General features: G+C 68.9%; 16 protein-coding genes and 1 tRNA gene. 5 read left to right on the top strand and 12 right to left on the bottom strand.

Translation table 11 applies throughout. The features are described from left to right. Nucleotides 1–68: 68 nt before the first annotated feature. Entirely contained in the window at nucleotides 69–761 is a 693-nt protein-coding gene (locus ACFYXB_RS11675) for an SIMPL domain-containing protein (protein WP_389580504.1), read from the top strand. A 148-nt stretch (nucleotides 762–909) separates the two neighbouring features. After that, entirely contained in the window at nucleotides 910–2,346 is a 1,437-nt protein-coding gene (pyk, locus tag ACFYXB_RS11670; protein WP_351351224.1) for a pyruvate kinase, read from the top strand. Nucleotides 2,347–2,350: 4 nt separating this feature from the next. Here pyk and ACFYXB_RS11665 read toward each other — a convergent pair whose 3' ends face one another. Then, nucleotides 2,351–3,139 carry a helix-turn-helix domain-containing protein gene (locus tag ACFYXB_RS11665; protein WP_389580501.1) on the bottom strand — a complete coding sequence of 263 codons (789 nt, stop codon included), beginning with the start codon at nucleotides 3,137–3,139 and terminating at the stop codon, nucleotides 2,351–2,353. Between the two features lie 82 nt (nucleotides 3,140–3,221). Beyond that, nucleotides 3,222–3,305, bottom strand: a tRNA-Leu gene (locus ACFYXB_RS11660). 97 nt (nucleotides 3,306–3,402) lie between these two features. On the opposite strand from ACFYXB_RS11660, the gene ACFYXB_RS11655 reads away from it, so the two are divergent. Further along, nucleotides 3,403–4,056, top strand: a complete 654-nt coding sequence (locus ACFYXB_RS11655) for an ANTAR domain-containing response regulator (RefSeq protein ID WP_389580499.1) — start codon at nucleotides 3,403–3,405, stop codon at nucleotides 4,054–4,056. Between the two features lie 73 nt (nucleotides 4,057–4,129). Here ACFYXB_RS11655 and ACFYXB_RS11650 read toward each other — a convergent pair whose 3' ends face one another. The 9 genes from ACFYXB_RS11650 to ACFYXB_RS11610 form a co-directional block, all read right to left on the bottom strand. Next, nucleotides 4,130–4,846, bottom strand: coding sequence for an ABC transporter ATP-binding protein (locus ACFYXB_RS11650; RefSeq protein WP_389580496.1), 717 nt, complete (start codon nucleotides 4,844–4,846; stop codon nucleotides 4,130–4,132). Then, the gene (locus ACFYXB_RS11645) at nucleotides 4,843–5,739 is read right to left on the bottom strand and encodes an ABC transporter ATP-binding protein (RefSeq protein ID WP_351347052.1); all 897 of its coding nucleotides are present in this window, start codon (nucleotides 5,737–5,739) and stop codon (nucleotides 4,843–4,845) included. The genes ACFYXB_RS11650 and ACFYXB_RS11645 overlap by 4 nt, the downstream gene beginning before the upstream one ends. 5 nt (nucleotides 5,740–5,744) lie before the next feature. Next, complete coding sequence (locus tag ACFYXB_RS11640) at nucleotides 5,745–7,568, bottom strand: branched-chain amino acid ABC transporter permease (protein ID WP_389580493.1); 1,824 nt, start codon at nucleotides 7,566–7,568, stop codon at nucleotides 5,745–5,747. A gap of 5 nt (nucleotides 7,569–7,573) precedes the next feature. Continuing rightward, nucleotides 7,574–8,506 (bottom strand): branched-chain amino acid ABC transporter permease, encoded by a 933-nt coding sequence (locus ACFYXB_RS11635; RefSeq protein WP_351347048.1) that lies wholly within the window; start codon nucleotides 8,504–8,506, stop codon nucleotides 7,574–7,576. A gap of 107 nt (nucleotides 8,507–8,613) precedes the next feature. Beyond that, nucleotides 8,614–9,849 (bottom strand): branched-chain amino acid ABC transporter substrate-binding protein, encoded by a 1,236-nt coding sequence (locus ACFYXB_RS11630; protein ID WP_388496720.1) that lies wholly within the window; start codon nucleotides 9,847–9,849, stop codon nucleotides 8,614–8,616. 288 nt (nucleotides 9,850–10,137) lie between these two features. Then, a complete protein-coding gene (locus ACFYXB_RS11625) occupies nucleotides 10,138–10,791 on the bottom strand; it encodes a Tat pathway signal sequence domain protein (RefSeq protein WP_389580490.1) in 654 nt (217 codons plus the stop codon). Next, nucleotides 10,788–11,219 (bottom strand): hypothetical protein, encoded by a 432-nt coding sequence (locus ACFYXB_RS11620; protein ID WP_389580488.1) that lies wholly within the window; start codon nucleotides 11,217–11,219, stop codon nucleotides 10,788–10,790. The genes ACFYXB_RS11625 and ACFYXB_RS11620 overlap by 4 nt, the downstream gene beginning before the upstream one ends. Before the next feature lie 62 nt (nucleotides 11,220–11,281). Beyond that, nucleotides 11,282–11,773 (bottom strand): hotdog fold thioesterase, encoded by a 492-nt coding sequence (locus tag ACFYXB_RS11615; protein ID WP_351347041.1) that lies wholly within the window; start codon nucleotides 11,771–11,773, stop codon nucleotides 11,282–11,284. A 48-nt stretch (nucleotides 11,774–11,821) separates the two neighbouring features. Then, on the bottom strand, nucleotides 11,822–14,101 hold the full coding sequence (locus tag ACFYXB_RS11610; RefSeq protein ID WP_389580485.1) for an FdhF/YdeP family oxidoreductase: 2,280 nt from the start codon (nucleotides 14,099–14,101) through the stop codon (nucleotides 11,822–11,824). Nucleotides 14,102–14,335: 234 nt separating this feature from the next. Between ACFYXB_RS11610 and polA the strand changes: the two genes are divergently transcribed. Next, nucleotides 14,336–17,062: a DNA polymerase I gene (gene polA, locus ACFYXB_RS11605; protein WP_389580482.1), complete on the top strand. Its 2,727-nt coding sequence runs from the start codon at nucleotides 14,336–14,338 to the stop codon at nucleotides 17,060–17,062. Nucleotides 17,063–17,306: 244 nt separating this feature from the next. Beyond that, complete coding sequence (locus ACFYXB_RS11600) at nucleotides 17,307–17,714, top strand: hypothetical protein (RefSeq protein WP_389580480.1); 408 nt, start codon at nucleotides 17,307–17,309, stop codon at nucleotides 17,712–17,714. On the opposite strand, the gene ACFYXB_RS11595 is transcribed toward ACFYXB_RS11600, so the two are convergent. Then, entirely contained in the window at nucleotides 17,635–18,486 is an 852-nt protein-coding gene (locus tag ACFYXB_RS11595) for a DUF4184 family protein (RefSeq protein ID WP_389580478.1), read from the bottom strand. The genes ACFYXB_RS11600 and ACFYXB_RS11595 overlap by 80 nt on opposite strands. Between the last annotated feature and the right edge of the window lie 135 nt (nucleotides 18,487–18,621).

Below are 18,621 nucleotides of genomic sequence, written 5' to 3'. Positions count from 1 at the left end.
TTCGATCCGGTGACCTAACGGGTCAACTCGACAGGTTCAAACGGAAAAGCCATGGCACAGTGGGACGTATGGCCACCCCGTCGCCCTCCCCCACGCCCGAGGTGCCCCACGTCGCAGTCCGCGGCGAGGCCCATCTCGAGGTCGAACCCGAGACCGCCCGCATCGGCATCACCGTCAACGCCCGCGGACGCGACCGCCGTTCCGCACTCGACGACCTGACCCGCCGCAACGCCGAACTCCTCGAACTCGTCAAGTCCTACGGCGACGCCGTGGAACGCGTCGAGACCGGCTTCTTCTCCATCACCCCCGAACTCTCCCCCCACGGCCGCGGCGAACGCGTCCGCAGCTACAACGGCCGAGTCCACATCATCGCCGACCTCACCGACTTCACCGCCCTCGGCGAACTCGCGACCAAGGCCACCGACCTCGAACTCACCCGCGTCGACGGCCCCTGGTGGGCCCTGCGCCCCGACTCACCCGTCCACCGCCAAGCCCGCCAGCAAGCGGTGCACGAGGCGATCCAGCGCGCCCGCGAATACGCCGAGGCCCTCGACACCACCCTCACCGCCCTCGTCGAGATCGCCGACACAGGCACCGACAGCTTCGAGCCGTACCCCCGCGCCGCCGGCCTCACCCGCTCCATGGCCTTCGGCGCCGCCCTCGACGACGAAACCCCGCCCCCACTGGACCTGGAACCCCAACGCCAACACGTCCACGCCCAGGTCAACGCCCGATTTACGATGACACCACCGCGACTGTGACGCGGCGGGCAACCGACGGAAATTCGAAATGCTCATAGGAGCGGGCCGCCGCACAATTCAACACTTGTCAATGACGCTTCACGCAAAGGTTGTTGAGTAGTCACGTCCGGCCAATTCTCTACCCACTGGTAAGCCATAGGCTCGAGTCATGCGCCGAGCAAAGATCGTCTGTACATTGGGGCCCGCCACCGACTCGTACGACCAGATCAAAGCACTGGTCGAGGCCGGAATGGACGTAGCCCGATTCAACCTCAGCCACGGCACCTACGCCGAACACGAGGAGCGCTACCGGCACGTGCGAAAGGCCGCCGACGAGACCGGCCGCAGCGTGGGCCTGCTCGCCGACCTTCAAGGCCCGAAGATCCGACTCGGACGATTCACCGAAGGCCCCGTACTCCTTGAACGCGGCGACACCTTCACCATCACCGTGGAGGAAGACGCCGAAGGCGACCGCCACCAGTGCGGAACCACATACTCCGGCCTCGCCACCGACGTCACCACAGGCGAACGCATCCTCGTCGACGACGGCAAAGTCTGCCTCGAAGTCACCGCCGTCGACGGCCCCCGCGTCCACACCACCGTCGTCGAAGGCGGAATGATCTCCGACCACAAGGGCCTCAACCTGCCCGGCGTCGCCGTCTCCGTACCCGCCCTCTCCGACAAGGACGAGGCCGACCTCCGCTGGGCCCTGCGCACCGGCTTCGACGTCCTCGCGCTCTCCTTCGTCCGCACCGGCAAGGACATCGTCGACGTCCACCGCATCATGGACGAGGAACACCGCCGCCTCCCCGTCATCGCCAAGGTCGAGAAGCCCCAGGCCGTCGAAAACATCGACGACATCGTGGCATCCTTCGACGGCATCATGGTCGCCCGCGGCGACCTCGGCGTCGAAATGCCCCTGGAACAGGTCCCCATCGTCCAGAAGCGGGCCATCAAACTCGCCAAGCGCAACGCCAAACCCGTCATCGTCGCCACCCAGATGCTCGACTCGATGATCGACAACGCCCGCCCCACCAGGGCCGAAGCCAGCGACGTCGCCAACGCCGTCATCGACGGCACCGACGCGGTCATGCTCTCCGGCGAGACCAGCGTCGGCAAACACCCCGTCGAGACGGTCCGCACCATGGCCCGCATCGTCGAGGCCGCCGAAGAGGACATCCTCGCCAAGGGCCTCCCGCCACTCACCGAGTCGAACAAGCCCCGCACCCAGGGCGGTGCAGTCGCCCGCGCGGCGGCCGAGATGGGCGACTTCCTCGGCGCCAAGTTCCTGGTCGCCTTCACCCAGTCGGGCGACACCGCCCGCCGGCTCTCCCGCTACCGCTCCCCGATCCCCCTCCTGGCCTTCACCCCGGAACAGGCGACCCGCTCCCAGCTCAGCCTCACCTGGGGCGCGGAGACGTTCCTCGGTCCGCACGTCGAGTCCACGGACGCGATGGTCGACCAGGTCGACGAACTGCTCCTCAAGTACGGCCGCTGCGAGAAGGGCGACGTCGTGGTGATCACGGCGGGTTCGCCTCCCGGCGTCTCCGGCTCGACGAACCTGGTGCGGGTACACCACATCGGGGAGGACGACAGTCCCAAGTAGGGCTTCAGTACTTCGGGCCTACGTGGGTGTCCATGAGGGTTGTGGAGGCTTTGCGGGCGATGGAGATGTTGAAGGGGTCGCTGCCGCGGGCGAGGGTGGTCCATTCGACGCCGACTTTGTCGAGGGTGTCGGTGAAGAGCCGCCGGATGTCGTCCGACTTGTTGGAGAAGAAGTAGCGGGCGTACTCGTAGCGCTTGCGCTCGCTGCCGATCAGCTTCTCTGTCCAGTTGGTGATGCGGCAGCCATCGGAGTGGATGAGGCCGCGGATGAAGTCCCAGGGGCGGGCGTCGACGATCTCCTGCTGCCAGGGTTTGAGCATGATCGGTCGCTCGTGCTTCTTGCCAGGGCCGTGTTGTGGAAAGAGGCAATGCAGGTGCTTCGAGTACACCTTCACGTTGCTGCAGCCGATCCTGCGGACGCGGCAGACGGAGTTGCCGGGGAACACGGTACGCATGGCCGCTTCGCATTCGTCCATGAGGCCGGGCCATGACTCGGTGCAGGTGATCATGAGGTTGGGTACTCGGTGCTCGGAGTAGTGGCTGATATGGCCGTCGCCGAGGTAGAGGCCGAGTAGATAGCTGTATCGCGACTCATCGAGTTCCCGTCCGTCGCATCGTGGGCATGGCGGACTGTGCCGTCCGGGACACTCGCCGCGCTTTGCCCGGTCCAGATGCTTCCAGTAGCCGATGGTGCCCAGCGGGACGTTGAGTTTCCGGGCCACTTCCGCGTTCTTCGCGCCGTTGCGCAGCAGCGTGACAGCTTTCTGTCGCACTTCAGTGCCATGAAAGTTCATGCGGCAACTCTGTGTCACTGATCGTGACGACACGCAGCAAAAAGCGGAGGATCACGCGAACGTGATCCTCCGCTTCGGAGAGTGCCGGGTGCGGGACTCGAACCCGCACGTCCTCTCGGACAGATGTGTTTGAGACATCTGCGTCTGCCTGTTCCGCCAACCCGGCATCAGCACTGCTGGGAGTGTACCCGGTCACCCCCATCGGGTTCAGCTAGGTAGGCTCAGAGGCAGCAGAACCTCCCCGGCCCGTACAAGGAGCCCCCGTGACCCCCGAGTCGCCCCAGCCCGTAGACGTGCCTGACGACGACAAGTCGCACGTGCCTCCGCTGACGACCCGTGTCGTCATCGCCGAGGACGAGGCGCTGATCCGGCTCGACCTGAAAGAGATGCTGGAGGAGGAGGGGTACTCCGTAGTCGGCGAGGCCGGTGACGGTGAGCAGGCCGTCGAGCTCGCCCGCGAGCACCGGCCGGACCTGGTGATCCTGGACGTGAAGATGCCCAAGCTCGACGGCATCTCCGCGGCAGAGAAGATCGCCGAGGAGTCCATCGCCCCGGTTCTCATGCTGACCGCCTTCTCGCAGCGCGACCTCGTCGAGCGTGCCCGTGACGCCGGCGCCATGGCGTACCTGGTGAAGCCGTTCACCAAGAGTGACGTCGTACCGGCGATCGAGATGGCCGTGTCGCGGTTCACGGAGTTGAAGGCGCTGGAGAAGGAGATCGTGGATCTCACGCAGCGCCTGGAGACGCGGAAGCTGGTCGACCGTGCGAAGTCGGTGCTGCAGACGGAGTACGGGCTGACCGAGCCCGCCGCGTTTCGGTGGATTCAGAAGACCTCCATGGACCGTCGTATGTCCATGCAGCAGGTCGCCGAGGCGGTCATTCAGGACGCCGAGGAGAAGAAGTCCGCGAAGGGCTAGTTCTCCCCAGTACAGCGGAAGAGGCCCGCGTCCCCGACAGGGGGCGCGGGCCTCTTCGTGCATCGGAGTGAACTCAGTCCTCGCCGAGGTACGCCTTGCGTACGGATTCGTCGTGCAGCAGGTCCTGGCCGGTGCCGGACAGCACGATGTTGCCGACTTCCATGACGTGGCCGTGGTCGGCCAGGGAGAGCGCGGCCTGGGCGTTCTGTTCGACCAGGAGGATGGTCGTGCCCTGGGACTTGAGCTCGGCGATCGTCGCCATGATCTTCTGCATCATGATCGGGGACAGGCCCATGGAGGGCTCGTCGAGCATGAGCAGTTTCGGCTGGGACATGAGCGCGCGGCCCATGGCCAGCATCTGCTGCTCGCCGCCGGAGAGGGTGCCCGCGGCCTGCTTCCTGCGCTCCCCGAGGATGGGGAAGAGGTCGTAGGCGCGCTGGATGTCCTTCTCGATGCCGGGCTTGTCGTTGCGCAGGAACGCGCCGAGGCGCAGGTTGTCCTCGATGGTCATGCGGGGGAAGATGTGCCGCCCCTCGGGGGAGTGGGCGAGGCCGAGTGAGACGATCTGGTGGGCGGGGACCTTCTTCAGTGACTTGCCGTTGAACCTGATCTGCCCGCCGACCGGCTTGAGCAGTCCGGACAGCGTGCGCAGCGTGGTTGTCTTGCCCGCGCCATTCGTGCCGATCAGGGTGACGACCTCACCGGCGTCGACCTTGAAGGAGATGCCCTTGACGGCTTCGATCTTGCCGTAGGCGACGCGGAGGTCCTCCACTTCGAGTAGTGCGGTCATCGGTCGTTCTCCTTGCCGGGCGCGGCGTCCGTGGTGGTCTCGGCGTGTGCCTCGGCGGCCTCGACCTCGGCGACCTCCTCGTCGCCGGGAGCGTTCTCGAAGGGCTCGCCCAGATAAGCGGCGATGACCCGCTCGTCGCCCTGCACGGTGGCGCTGTCGCCCTCGACGAGCTTCTCGCCCTGGACGAGGACGGCGACGCGGTCGCAGAGGTTGAAGATGAAGCGCATGTCGTGCTCGATGACGAGGACGGCGATGCCCTTGTCGCGGATGGCGAAGACGAGTTCTTCGGTGGCGCGGGTTTCCTGCGGGTTCATGCCGGCGGTGGGCTCGTCGAGCAGGAGCAGGCCCGGCTCGCTGGCCAGCGCGCGGGCGATCTCCAGCTTGCGCTGTTCGCCGTAGGGGAGGTTGCGGGCCAGGTGTTCGGCCTTTTTCTCCAGGCCGACGAACTCGAGGAGTTCCATGGCGCGTTCGCGGGAGGCGGCTTCGGCGCGGTGGAAGCCGGGGCCGCGCAGGAGGGCGGACCAGAGGCCTTCCTTCGTCCGCGTGTGGCGGCCGACCAGCACGTTCTCCAGGACCGTCATGTTGGCGAACAGGCGGATGTTCTGGAACGTACGGGCGATGCCGGCGGCGGTGACCTTGAAGGACTTGGGCGGCAGGAGGTTGCCCTTGAAGCGGACCTCGCCCTCGGTGGGGATGTAGAGCCCGGTGAGGCAGTTGAAGAAGGTGGTTTTGCCGGCGCCGTTGGGGCCGATGAGGCCGACGATCTCGCCGCTGTTGACGGTGAGGTCGACGTTGCGTACGGCGGTGAGGCCGCCGAAGCGCATGGTGACGCCGCGGGCGTCGAGGACCGTTTCGCCTGTGGGGGCGACCTTGGTGGTGGTGTCGGTGGTCATGGTGGTCAGGCCCCTGCCTTGGTGAGGACGGCGGGCGCTTCGGCTTCTTCGTGGAATTCGAGCTGGCGGCGCCGGTTGGGGATGAGGCCTTCGGGGCGGAAGCGCATCAGCAGGACGAGTGCGACGCCGAAGGCGAAGAGCTGGTAGTCGCCCAGGAACTGGAGCTTGGCGGGGATCAGGTACAGCAGCGCGGCGCCGACGAGCGGTCCGGAGATGGTGCCCATGCCGCCGAGGACGACTGCGGCGAGGAGGAAGGCCGAGTTGGGCGGTACGACGTGGGCGAACTGGTACTGCTCGGGGGTCACGGTGTAGGTGACGTGGGCCTGGACGGAGCCGGCGAGGCCGGCGAGGCAGGCGCCGAGGGCGAAGGCGATGAGCTTGACGCGGAAGCCGTTGATGCCCATGGCGAGGGCGGCGGTTTCGTCTTCGCGGATGGCGATCCAGGCGCGGCCGATGCGGGAGTCGCTGCTGCGGCGGAATACGACGACCACGATGAGGGTGATGAGCAGCATCAGCAGGAAGTAGTTCGCGAACCGGCCGACGGTGGCGCCGAGGATGGTGTGCTCGGCGCCGAAGTCGAAGCCGAGGATGTCGAGGTTCGGGATCGAGGAGATGCCGTTGGAGCCGTTGGTGACGTCGGGGCCGGACGTGCCGTCCATGTTGAGGACGGTGATGCGGAAGATCTCACCGAAGCCGAGGGTGACGATGGCGAGGTAGTCGCCGCGCAGGCGCAGGGTGGGGGCGCCGATGAGGACGCCGAAGACCATGGCGACGGCTGCGCCGAGCAGTGCCGAGGCCCAGAACGGCCAGTTGACGTGCAGGGGCGAGGAGGGTGAGCCCGAGACGAGCGCCGAGGTGTAGGCGCCGACGCCGAGGAAGGCGACGTATCCGAGGTCGAGGAGGCCGGCGAGACCGACGACGATGTTGAGGCCGAGGGCGACGGTGGCGAAGATCAGGATGTAGACGCCGATGGTCGCGTACTGGTCGTCGGACTGGGTGAAGGGGAAGGCGGCGGCGGCGAGGAACGCGCCGGTCATGGTGATGGTGCGGTGTCGCGCGGTGATCGCCGAGACGCGGGCCACGAGCCCGGCCTTGCCGATGGCGGCGAAGCTGAAGCCGGCGGTGATGAGGAAGCCGACGAAGAGCTGGTCGTACTGGGTGCCGATGCCGTAGGTGAAGACGATGAGGCCGAGGGCCATGGCGGCGACGATGACGAGGATCTCGGCGTAGGCGGCCAGTTGGCGCGCGGGTGCCGGGGTCTCGGAGGCGAAGGCGGCCTTGAAGTTGTTCCAGTTCTGGCGGCTGTTGTGCTTGAAGAGTTCCCAGCCGGTGTCGTCGGGGTCGGCCAGGTCGGGGGCCGGGCGTTCGAACGGGAGGGAGAGCGCGCCGAGGAGGGCGGCGAGGGTGGCGGCGGCGACGATGAAGCCGCCGGGCTCGAGGTTGACGACGCCGCCGAGCTTGGCGCTGATGGCGATGACGGTGTACCAGGCGGTGGCGAAGGCGCCGAGCGCGGACAGCTTGAGGGCGCTGTCGGCGCTCGCGGGGGTCAGCCAGCCGAGGCCCTTGACGCCGTACGAGGCGAGGCCGAAGAGGGTGGTGAGGACGCCGCCGATGAGGACGAGCACCTGGAGGCCGCCCGGGTAGCCGTAGACGGTGAGGTCGCCGGGGAAGTCGGGGGTCCAGGTCCAGGCGAGGAAGGTGGAGACGATGGTGAGGGCGCCGCCGGCGGTGGCGAGCGCCCGGCCGAGCTGCGGCGGCAGGCCGATGAGTCCGGTGGGGGCGGCCGAGGGGGTGCTCGGGGATTCGGGTGCGGTGGTCTGTGTGGTCATCGGTGTCACGCCCTGTCCGCGACGCGCTCGCCGAGCAGGCCTTGTGGCCTGAACAGCAGTACGAGGATGAGGAGTACGAAGGCCCAGACGTCTGCCCAGGACTGGCTGCCGAACTTGTCCATGCCCGGGATGTCCGCGATGTAGGCGGTGGACAGGGCCTCGGCGACGCCGAGGACGAGGCCGCCGAGCATGGCGCCGTAGATGTTGCCGATGCCGCCGAGGACGGCCGCGGTGAAGGCCTTGAGGCCGAGGATGAAGCCCATGCGGAAGTCGATCTGACCGTACTTGAGGCCGTAGGCGACGGAGCCGACGGCGGCGAAGGTGGCGCCGAGGGCGAACGCGATGACGATGATGCGGTCGGTGTTGACGCCCATCAGTTTCGCGGTGTCCGGGTCCTGGGCGGTGGCCTGCATGCCGCGGCCGGTGCGGGTGCGCATCACGAAGTAGGCGAGGAACGCCATGCTGACGGGGGCGGCGACGAGCAGGAAGATGTCGCCGGTCTGGATGGTGACGTTGCCGATCTCGAAGGGGCCGCCGGGGATGCTCGGGAAGGTGCGGGCGGACTTCGCCTCGGGGTACCAGGCCCACACGGCCTGCTGCAGCGCGAGGGAGAGGCCGATGGCGGTGATGAGGGGCGCGAGGCGCGGCGCGGTGCGCAGGGGGCGGTAGGCGAACCGTTCCGCTCCGACGGCGACGGTGACGGCGACGAGGATGGCGCCGACCAGCATCAGTGGCAGGGCCACCCACATGGAGGTGCCGTCGGGAAGGATGTACGCGTAGACCGTGAGAGCGCCGAACGCTCCCGTCATGAAGATCTCGCCGTGGGCGAAGTTGATGAGCTGGACAATGCCATAGACCATCGTGTAGCCGATGGCGACCAGCCCGTACATGGATCCTAGTAGCAGGCCGTTGACCAGCTGCTGCGGCAGTTCGTTCACCGCATGTCCTCCGAGACTTCGGATGTTCGACGAATGTGGCCGGATGTGAGTCCGCGCGGGGCGCCAGTGGAACAGCGCCCCGCGCGGCTCGAGGGTGCGGGTGTGGGTCAGCTGCCGCTGAAGGTGCCGGACTCCACGGCCTTCCAGGCGCCGCTGGTGACGGAGTACACCGTGAGCTGCTTGTTGGTGGCGTCACCGAACTCGTCGAAGGAGACCTTGCCGGTCACACCGTCGAAGGAGACGTTCTGCATGGCGGCGGTGACCTTGTCGCGGGCGTCGGACGGCAGCTTGCCGCCGTTGTCGTCCACGACCTTCTTCACGGCCTCGATGATCGCCCAGGCCGAGTCGTAGGAGTAACCGCCGTACGCCTCGTAGGCCTCCTTGTAGCCTGCGGTCTTGTAGTTGGCGACGAACTCCGTGGCGGAGGGCAGCGTCTCGACCGGCGCGCCGACCGAGGTGGCGAGGTCGCCGGTGGCGGAGGCGCCGCCCAGCTTGATGAAGTCGGCGCTGTAGATGCCGTCGCCGCCGACCAGCGGGATCTTGGCGCCGGCGGCCTTGATCTGCTTGCTGAGCGGGCCGGCCTGCGGGTACTCGCCGCCGTAGTAGACGACCTCGGCACCGGAGTTCTTCACCTTGGTGGCGACCGCGGAGAAGTCCTTGGTGTCGGGGTTGATGTGCTCGGTGCCGACGACCTTGCCGCCGAGCTTCTTGAACTCGTCGGTGAAGGTGGCGGCGAGGCCGGCACCGTAGGTCTTCTTGTCGTCGATGACGAAGACCTTGGTCTTCTTGGCCTTGTTGTAGACGTACTGCGCGGCGAACGGGCCCTGGATGGCGTCCGTGGTCGCGGTGCGGAAGTACGACTTGTACGTCCGCGCCTTCGACGTCTGCCAGTTGGTGCCCTGGGTCAGTGCCGGGTTGGTGTTGGCCGGGGAGACCTCGACCAGCTTGGCGTCGTCGAAGACCTTCTGCATCGACTCGGCGACGGAGGAGTTGAGCGGGCCGACGACGCCGAGGACCGACTTGTCGGCGACGAGCTTGGTGGCGTTCTGCTGGCCGGAGGACGGCTGCGCCTGGTCGTCGAGGGCCTCGATCTTGAAGGTGACGCCCTTGACGTACTTCTGCTTGTTGGCGGTGTTGGCAGCGAGGTCGACCGAGTTCTTGATGCCCAGGCCGAGCGCGGACAGGTCGCCGGTCAGCGGGGCGTCGACGCCGATGACAACGGTGGTGCCGCCGCTGCCGGAGTCCGAGCCCTTGTCGCCGCTGTCGCGCGAGCCGCAGGCGGTGAGGGTGAGTGCTCCCGCCGCCAGCGCGGCGGTGACGGCAATGAGCGAACGTTGACGCACGATCAGTCCTTTCCCCAGGCACAACCGCATCCCTGTGGAAGCGGCCGAGTCGCACGCGGGCCCGAAGCGACAACCATCGGCGCGGTGACTGGCCGTGACTCTAAGCGCGGGTGGCGAACGTGGAGGAGTGTCTGACCGATGCTGTGACGCTCTTGTTATGACACGAGGTAATGCAGAGCGGTACCCAGTGGGGGGAACGGCAGAATTCCGTCCGATTCGCCCTGTCCGCATGGTGAGAACCCGCAGGACTCACGCGGATCTGTTCAGGCGTCTCGGGTGTTTTGGTGATTACAGGGAATCGTTGCTGCAGGCGACCTGCACCGCACGGGAGAGGTGTCGTGCGTAGCGTGGGCCGAGGATGAAACTCTGGGCTTGTATTGCGCGCGTATTACGTAGAGTTACTTCCAGGAAAGGCAGTCCGGCGTCCTTTGGCACTTTTCCGCAATCCGTCACATGCATGGTGATCGTGACCTCGCGGGGAAAACCCGCCCTTGTCCGGAAAGGGGTGCGCGGCGCCGAGACCAGCGCAAGTCCGGCGTACGGCTGGGTCACCCGGGTCACGGTGACCGGCGGTCCGGACTCGACGGTCATGCGCACGGCGAAGCTGAAGCTGCGAGGCGGGGCGCCGGCCGGGGTGGACTCCGCGTCCAGGTACGCCATTTCGACGACCTGCGCGGGATACGGCGGGGGAGGCGGCGGAGGTTGCTGCGGCCGGGTGGCGTAGAGGTAGCCGCCGCCGGCCAGGAGGGCGGCGGTGGTGACTAGGGCCAGCGTGGCGCGGGGGTGGCGGGCGTACAGGGCGGCGAGATGTGCGCGCGGGGGCCCGTGGGGTCGGCTGCCGTCCGCATCGTGGGCGCCGTAAGTGCCGTGGGTGTCATGCGTGTCGTGGGTGTCCCACGCACGCGTGCCCTCCCCGGGCTCGACCGGACCGACGCCGCTCACTGCCAGGGACCTCCGCTCGGCGCGCCGTGGCGATACCGGTCGGCGCAGGCCGCACGCGTCCGACGGTCGATCAACTCGTCGGCGGCAGCGGCACCTTGATGCCGCTTCATGGCCCGTGCCGCGTCCACGACTTCCCGCAGGATCGCATACTGCCCGTTGGACAGCCCCATCGACTGGTAGTCGCCGTAGGTGCTGCTGTCGAGCACCTGCCGCGCCCAGTGCGTGACGATCCTGGTGCACAGCTCGGCGTCGGAGTTCGCTGACGCCGAGGGGGTACCGTGCGTGGGGTGAACAGCGCTGCCGGAGGCGGAGATGGCGGGGCCGAGCCCTTCGGACCCGCCGCATCCGGTCGTCAACACGCCTGCCAGCAGCGCCAGTCCGAGCGCCGGCAGCGTCGCCCCCGGCCGGGTGACTCTTCGCCGTCCCATGCGACGACGCTAAGGGGCCGGGTGGCGCGGATCAACGGCCCAGCCGGGATCGGGTCCCGGGCTCAGCCCTGCGTGGCCGGAGACGGTGCCGCGTCGCCCGGGTTCAGGTCGCGCAGCAGGCAGGTCAGCCGCGAGGTGCACACGCGGCGTCCCTCCTCGTCGCTGATCACGATCTCGTACGTCGCGGTGGTCCGCCCCCGGTGCACGGGCGTCGCGACTCCGGTGACCAGTCCCGACCGCACGCCCCGGTGATGGGTGCAGTTGAGGTCGACGCCGACCGCGATCTTCGAGCTCCCGCCGTGCAGCATCGAGCCCACCGAGCCCAGGGTCTCCGCCAGTACGGCGGACGCGCCTCCGTGCAGCAGCCCGTACGGCTGGGTGTTGCCCTCCACCGGCATCGTCCCGACGACCCGCTCCGCCGACGCCTCGACGATCTGCACGCCCATTCGGGTCCCCAGGTGCCCCGCGGAGAACAGGGCGGGCAGGTCGACCCCGAGGGCCGCGTACTCGTCGATGATCTCCTTCGGGAACTTCACATGCTGCTGCTCACCCATGGACCCGGCTCCGTTCGGCGTACGAGTGTCTGTCGGCTGAGCAAACGCTCAGTCGGTCGCCGATTGTTCCAGACGCACGACGACGGACTTGCTGGCCGGGGTGTTACTGGTGTCCGCGGTGGCGTCCAGCGGTACGAGCACGTTCGTCTCGGGGTAGTACGCGGCGACGCAGCCCCGAGCGGTCGGGTAGTGCACGATCCGGAACCCGGCGGCCCGCCGCTCCACGCCGTCGCGCCACTCGCTCACCAGGTCCACGTACGACCCGTCGGCCAGCCGCAGCTCCCGCGCGTCCTCGGGGTTCACGAGCACCACCCGGCGGCCGTGCTTGATGCCCCGGTAGCGGTCGTCGAGGCCGTAGATCGTGGTGTTGTACTGATCGTGCGAGCGCACGGTCTGCAGCAGCAGCCGCCCCTCGGGCACCTTCGGGTACTCGATCGGCGCGGCCGTGAAGTTGGCCTTGCCGGTGGCCGTCGGGAACCGCCGCTCGTCGCGCGGGGCGTGCGGCAGCGCGAAGCCGCCCGGGTGCTCCACGCGCGCGTTGAAGTCCTCGAAACCGGGGACCACGCGCGCGATGCGGTCGCGGATCGTCGCGTAGTCCTTCTCGAACTCCTCCCACGGCACCACGCTGCCCTCGCCCAGCACGCGCCGCGCCAGCCGGCACACGATGGCGGGCTCGGACAGCAGATGCGTGCTCGCCGGATCCAGCCGGCCGCGGGAGGCGTGCACCATGCCCATCGAGTCCTCGACGGTCACGAACTGCTCGCCGGAGCCCTGCAGATCGCGCTCGGTGCGGCCCAACGTCGGCAGGATCAGCGCACGCGCGCCCGTGACCACGTGCGAGCGGTTGAGCTTCGTCGACACGTGCACGGTCAGCCGGGCCCGCCGCATCGCCGCCTCGGTGACCTTTGTGTCCGGGGAGGCGGAGACGAAGTTGCCGCCCATCGCGAAGAACACCTTCGCGTCGCCGTCGCGCAGCGCGCGGATGGCTCGTACGACGTCGTAGCCGTGCTCGCGCGGCGGTGCGAAGCCGAACTCCTTCTCCAGGGCGTCCAGGAAGGCCGGGGCGGGCCGCTCGAAGATGCCCATCGTGCGGTCGCCCTGGACGTTGCTGTGACCGCGCACGGGGCAGACACCGGCGCCGGGGCGGCCGATGTTGCCGCGCAGCAGCAGGAAGTTGACGATCTCGCGGATCGTCGGCACGGAGTGCTTGTGCTGGGTCAGACCCATCGCCCAGCAGACGATGGTGCGCTCCGAGGCGAGCACCATGTCCAGTGCCTTCTCGATGTCCGCACGCGTGAGGCCGGTCGCGGCGAGCGTCTCGTCCCAGTCAGCGGCGCGGGCGGCCTCGGTGAACTCCTCGTACCCGTGGGTGTGTTCGCGGACGAAGGACTCGTCGGCGGCGCCCTCGGTCTCCAGGATCAGCTTGTTGAGCAGCCGGAAGAGAGCCTGGTCGCCGCCGAGGCGGATCTGCAGGAACAGATCGTTGAGCCGGCTGCCCGTGGCGAGGCCCTTGGCGGTCTGCGGGTTCTTGAACCGCTCCAGGCCGGCCTCGGGCAGCGGGTTGACGCTGATGATCCGCGCGCCGCCCGCCTTGGCCTTCTCCAGTGCGGAGAGCATCCGCGGGTGGTTCGTGCCCGGGTTCTGCCCGGCGACGATGATCAGGTCGGCCTGGTAGAGGTCTTCGAGCAGGACGCTGCCCTTGCCTACGCCGATGGTCTCGGACAGGGCCGAGCCGGAGGACTCGTGGCACATGTTGGAGCAGTCGGGCAGGTTGTTCGTGCCCAGCTCTCGCGCGAAGAGCTGGTACAGGAACGCGGCCTCGTTGCTGGTGCGGCCCGAGGTGTAGAAGAGGGCCTCGTCGGGGGAGCCGAGGGCGGCGATCTCCTCGGCGACGATGTCGAAGGCGCGCTCCCAGCTCACCGGCTCGTAGTGCTCGCCCCCTTCGGGGAGGTACATGGGGTGCGTGAGGCGCCCCTGCTGGCCGAGCCAGTAGCCGCTGCGGGTCGCCAGGTCGGCGACGGTGTGCGCGGCGAAGAACTCCGGGGTGACCCGACGCAGGGTGGCCTCCTCGGCCACCGCCTTCGCGCCGTTCTCGCAGAACTCCGCCGTGTGCCGGTGGTCCGGCTCCGGCCAGGCGCAGCCCGGGCAGTCGAAGCCGTCCTTCTGGTTGACGCTCAGCAGTGTCAGCATGGTCCGCTTCACGCCCATCTGCTGCTGGGCCATGCGCAGCGTGTGACCGATCGCGGGCAGTCCCGCGGCAGCGTGCTTCGGCTCCGCGACCTGCGGCGCGTCCTGAACCGGATCGCCCTTGGGCGCCTTGCTGGCCATCGCCCGCTCTCCTTACGACGGCGTGTGTGAACTACATCGCCGATCCTCGCACGCGCAGGTGACAACCCTCGAAGACGGCCAGTCGATCTTCGCTCTCGGCCTTGAAAATCTCTCCTCCGCAACGGCGATCAACCACGACGGCGCTGCCCGGCGGTGCCGAACCGACCGCACTGCAAACAGCGGCCAAGCCGCCGGAGGCATCCGCTGTCAGTGGTCCGTGGCAGGATCGGGGACGTGGCAGAGACAGCAGCGAAGAAGACCGACAAGACCCCCGGCGGGACCCGTCCCCGGCTGATGCTCATGGACGGGCACTCCCTGGCCTACCGCGCGTTCTTCGCGCTGCCCGCGGAGAACTTCACGACCGCGACGGGCCAGCCGACGAACGCGATCTACGGCTTCGCGTCGATGCTGGCCAACACGCTGCGCGACGAGGCACCCACGCACTTCGCGGTGGCCTTCGACGTCTCCCGCAAGACCTGGCGCTCCGAGGAGTTCACCGAGTACAAGGCGAACCGCTCCAAGACCCCGGACGAGTTCAAGGGCCAGGTCGAGCTGATCGGCGAGCTGCTCGACGCGATGCACGCCCCGCGCTTCGCCGTCGAGGGCTTCGAGGCGGACGACATCATCGCCACGCTCGCCACCCAGGCCGAGGCCGAGGGCTTCGAGGTGCTGATCGTCACCGGCGACCGCGACTCCTTCCAGCTGGTCACCGAGAACACCACGGTGCTCTACCCGACGAAGGGCGTCTCCGAGCTGACCCGCTTCACCCCGGAGAAGGTGTTCGAGAAGTACGGCCTGACGCCCGCCCAGTACCCCGACTTCGCGGCGCTGCGCGGCGACCCGTCGGACAATCTTCCGGGCATTCCCGGTGTCGGTGAGAAGACCGCCGCGAAGTGGATCAACCAGTTCGGTTCGTTCGCGGAGCTGGTCGAGCGTGCCGACGAGGTCAAGGGCAAGGCCGGGCAGAACCTCCGCGACCACCTGGAGGCCGTCAAGCTCAACCGCCGGCTCACCGAGCTGGAGCGCCGGGTGGAGCTGCCCAGGGCGGTCGCCGACCTGGGGCGGGCGCCGTACGACCGCAAGACCGTCGCGATGGTCCTCGACACCCTGGAGATCCGCAATCCGTCCCTGCGTGAGCGGCTCTTCGCGGTCGACCCCGGCGCCGAGGAGGCCGAGACCACCCCGGTCGCGGCGGACGGCGTGGAGCTGGACGGCACCGTGCTCGGCACGGGCGAGCTGACCGCCTGGCTCGCCGAGCACGGCACCGAGGTGCTGGGCGTCGCCACCGTCGACACCTGGGCGCTCGGTACCGGCTCGGTCGCCGAGGTCGCGCTCGCCGCGTCCGACGGGGCGGCGGCCTGGTTCGACCCGTCGGAGCTGGACGAGTCCGACGAGAACGCGTTCGCGGCGTGGCTCGCCGACGTGGACCGGCCGAAGGTGTTCCACAACGCCAAGGGCGCCATGCGGGTCTTCGCCGAGCACGGCTGGCGCATCGAGGGCGTCGCCATGGACACGGCACTCGCCGCCTATCTGGTCAAGCCGGGCCGCCGCTCCTTCGACCTGGACGCCCTGTCGCTGGAGTACCTGCACCGCGAACTGGCCCCCGCCGCGGCGGCCGACGGACAGCTGGCGTTCGGCGCGGACGACGGCGCCGAGGCCGAGGTCCTGATGATCCAGGCCCGGGCGATCCTCGACCTGGGGGAGGCCTTCGAGGGCCGCCTGGCGGAAGTGGGCGCCGCGGACCTGCTGCGGGACGTGGAGCTGCCCACCTCCGCGCTGCTGGCCCGCATGGAGCGGCACGGCATCGCCGCCGACCGGGCCCACCTGGAGGCCATGGAGCAGATGTTCGCGGGCGCCGTGCAGCAGGCCGTGAAGGAGGCGCACGCGGCGGCCGGGCACGAGTTCAACCTGGGCTCGCCCAAGCAGCTTCAGGAGGTCCTCTTCGGCGAGCTGGCCCTGCCGAAGACGAAGAAGACCAAGACGGGCTACACGACCGACGCCGACGCTCTCGCCTGGCTCGCCACCCAGACCGACAACGAACTGCCGGTCATCATGCTCCGCCACCGCGAGCAGGCGAAGCTGCGCGTCACGGTCGAGGGCCTGATCAAGACGGTCGCCGGGGACGGCCGTATCCACACCACGTTCAACCAGACGGTGGCGGCGACCGGCCGGCTCTCCTCCACGGACCCGAACCTGCAGAACATCCCGGTCCGCACGGACGAGGGCCGCGCGATCCGCCGCGGGTTCGTCGTCGGCGAGGGCTTCGAGTCGCTGATGACCGCCGACTACAGCCAGATCGAACTGCGCGTGATGGCCCACCTCTCCGAGGACGAGGGCCTGATCGAGGCGTTCAACTCCGGCGAGGACCTGCACAACACGGTCGCCTCACACGTGTTCTCCGTCGAGCACTCCGCCGTGGACGCGGAGATGCGCCGCAAGATCAAGGCGATGTCGTACGGCCTGGCGTACGGACTGTCGGCCTTCGGTCTCTCCCAGCAGCTGAACATCGAGGCGGCCGAGGCCCGCGGTCTGATGGACACGTACTTCGAGCGGTTCGGCGGCGTACGGGACTATCTGCGCCGGGCGGTCGACGAGGCACGGGCGACGGGCTACACCGCGACGCTCTTCGGGCGCCGCCGCTATCTCCCCGACCTCAACAGCGACAACCGGCAGCGCCGCGAGGCGGCCGAGCGCATGGCCCTCAACGCCCCGATCCAGGGGACGGCGGCCGACATCGTCAAGATCGCCATGCTGAACGTCGACCGGGCGCTGCGGGAGGCGGACCTCAGGTCCCGGATGCTCCTCCAGGTCCACGACGAAATCGTCCTGGAGATCGCCCCCGGCGAGCGCGACGCGACGGAGGAGATCGTCCGCCGCGAAATGGCGAACGCGGTCTCCCTGAGCGCCCCCTTGGATGTGTCGGTGGGCGTGGGCCCGGACTGGGAGTCGGCGGCCCACTGACGCTTCGCCGCAACGGCTGCCGATCCCGGCAAAAACATCTTCGCCGCAACGGCGAGCAACCACCACGGCGCATCTGGGGGTCCCTCCACGCCCTTGAAGCAGTGGGGGAGGTGCCGAACCGGCCGAAACCATTGGCCCCCGGCACCGCCGCCCCCCCCGTGCCGAACCGGCCCAAAGCCTGAACGCCAGCCAAATGGCCCCCGCCAAAACGCCCCCGGCGCTCCCCAGGGGCAAGGATGCGGGCATGGGTATACGCATGCTCCACCACCGGACGGCCCAGGCACGGACCACCGCACCGGCGGACACCGCCGCGGCCCCGTCCCTGTCGTCCCCGCTGGTCCCGGCCCTCGCGGCCGACGCAAGCACCGCCCGCATCCCCACCGACCCGGCGACGACGGTGCGCACAACCATGGCGGGCCTCGGCCGACGCCTCACCGGCCACGTCACCCGACCCGGCCTGGCCCGCGCCTACCGGCACTGGGCGGAACTCGGCCGCAGCTATCTCGCGCTGCTGCTCACCCTGGTCCCGCGCTCACGCCCGCAGCGCACCATCACCGTGTTCACGGTGACCCTCACCGAGCGACCGGACGGCTCCGCAAGGCCTCGTCCTGGCCGTTATGGGCAGGGACCGGGGCCGGGCGCCACACCCTGACACCCACGGTGTACCCGAGCAGCCCCAGCAGCAGCCCCGCGCCCGCCCCGAAGCACACCGTCGGCGCCAGCTCCCAGGGCTTCGCGTCGGCTCCCCGGTACGCCCACCAGCGCGCCACCCGCTGCGCGGCCCCGACCGCCACGCAGCCGCCGATCACCGCACCGGCCCACCAGCGGTCCCGGACGGACGGCGCAGGCACCGCCACCGTCCGCGCGGGCGCCCGCCGCACCGCGTAGACCAGGAACGCGATGATCACGACGGCGGCGACCGCCGAGCCGCCGTACTGCAGGTACCAGTACAGCGGCGAGCCCGCCACCTCCCGGCCCAGGACCGGGAACAGCCGCATCCCCCAGCGGTCGAAGTGGGTGAACGCGTCCCACACGATGTGCGTCAGCGCGCCGAGGGCGGCCGAGACGTACCACCGGGCCATCGCACCGAGCCGTACACGCGCGCGTGGTGCCCCGCACCGCGTGAGGGCCGCGATCCGCCCCCGCCGGCCGCGTGGCAGCAGCGCCACCAGTGGTTCGCGCACCAGCAGCCACAGCCCGACCAGCGCCCAGGCGATCGCCACGTCGACGGTGAAGACACCGGCGAACGAGTGCGTGATCGTCCCGAACTCCATCGCGACCGGCAGAACACTTGCCGCGTAGTAGGTCATGTCGGGGGAGAACGAACCCGCGACGAGCACCGCGGGCACCAGCCGCCCCCGGCCGGACCCGTCGCCGCGCACGGCGGGCAGCACGGCGGCAGCGTGGCTGAGGGTGAACGGCAACTGGCCTCCATGGAACGGCTGTCGGCCGTGCCGCCGACCCGGTGATCGCGTCCGTCAAGTATGGGGTACGGATCGGGACGACAACGGGACATGGCCAATCGGTGAAAACCGGGCGGCAACGGGTGTCCGTGCAAA

It is taken from the genome of Streptomyces sp. NPDC002619 (assembly GCF_042889305.1).
Classification (GTDB): domain Bacteria; phylum Actinomycetota; class Actinomycetes; order Streptomycetales; family Streptomycetaceae; genus Streptomyces.
This window is presented reverse-complemented; position numbering and strand designations above follow the sequence as displayed.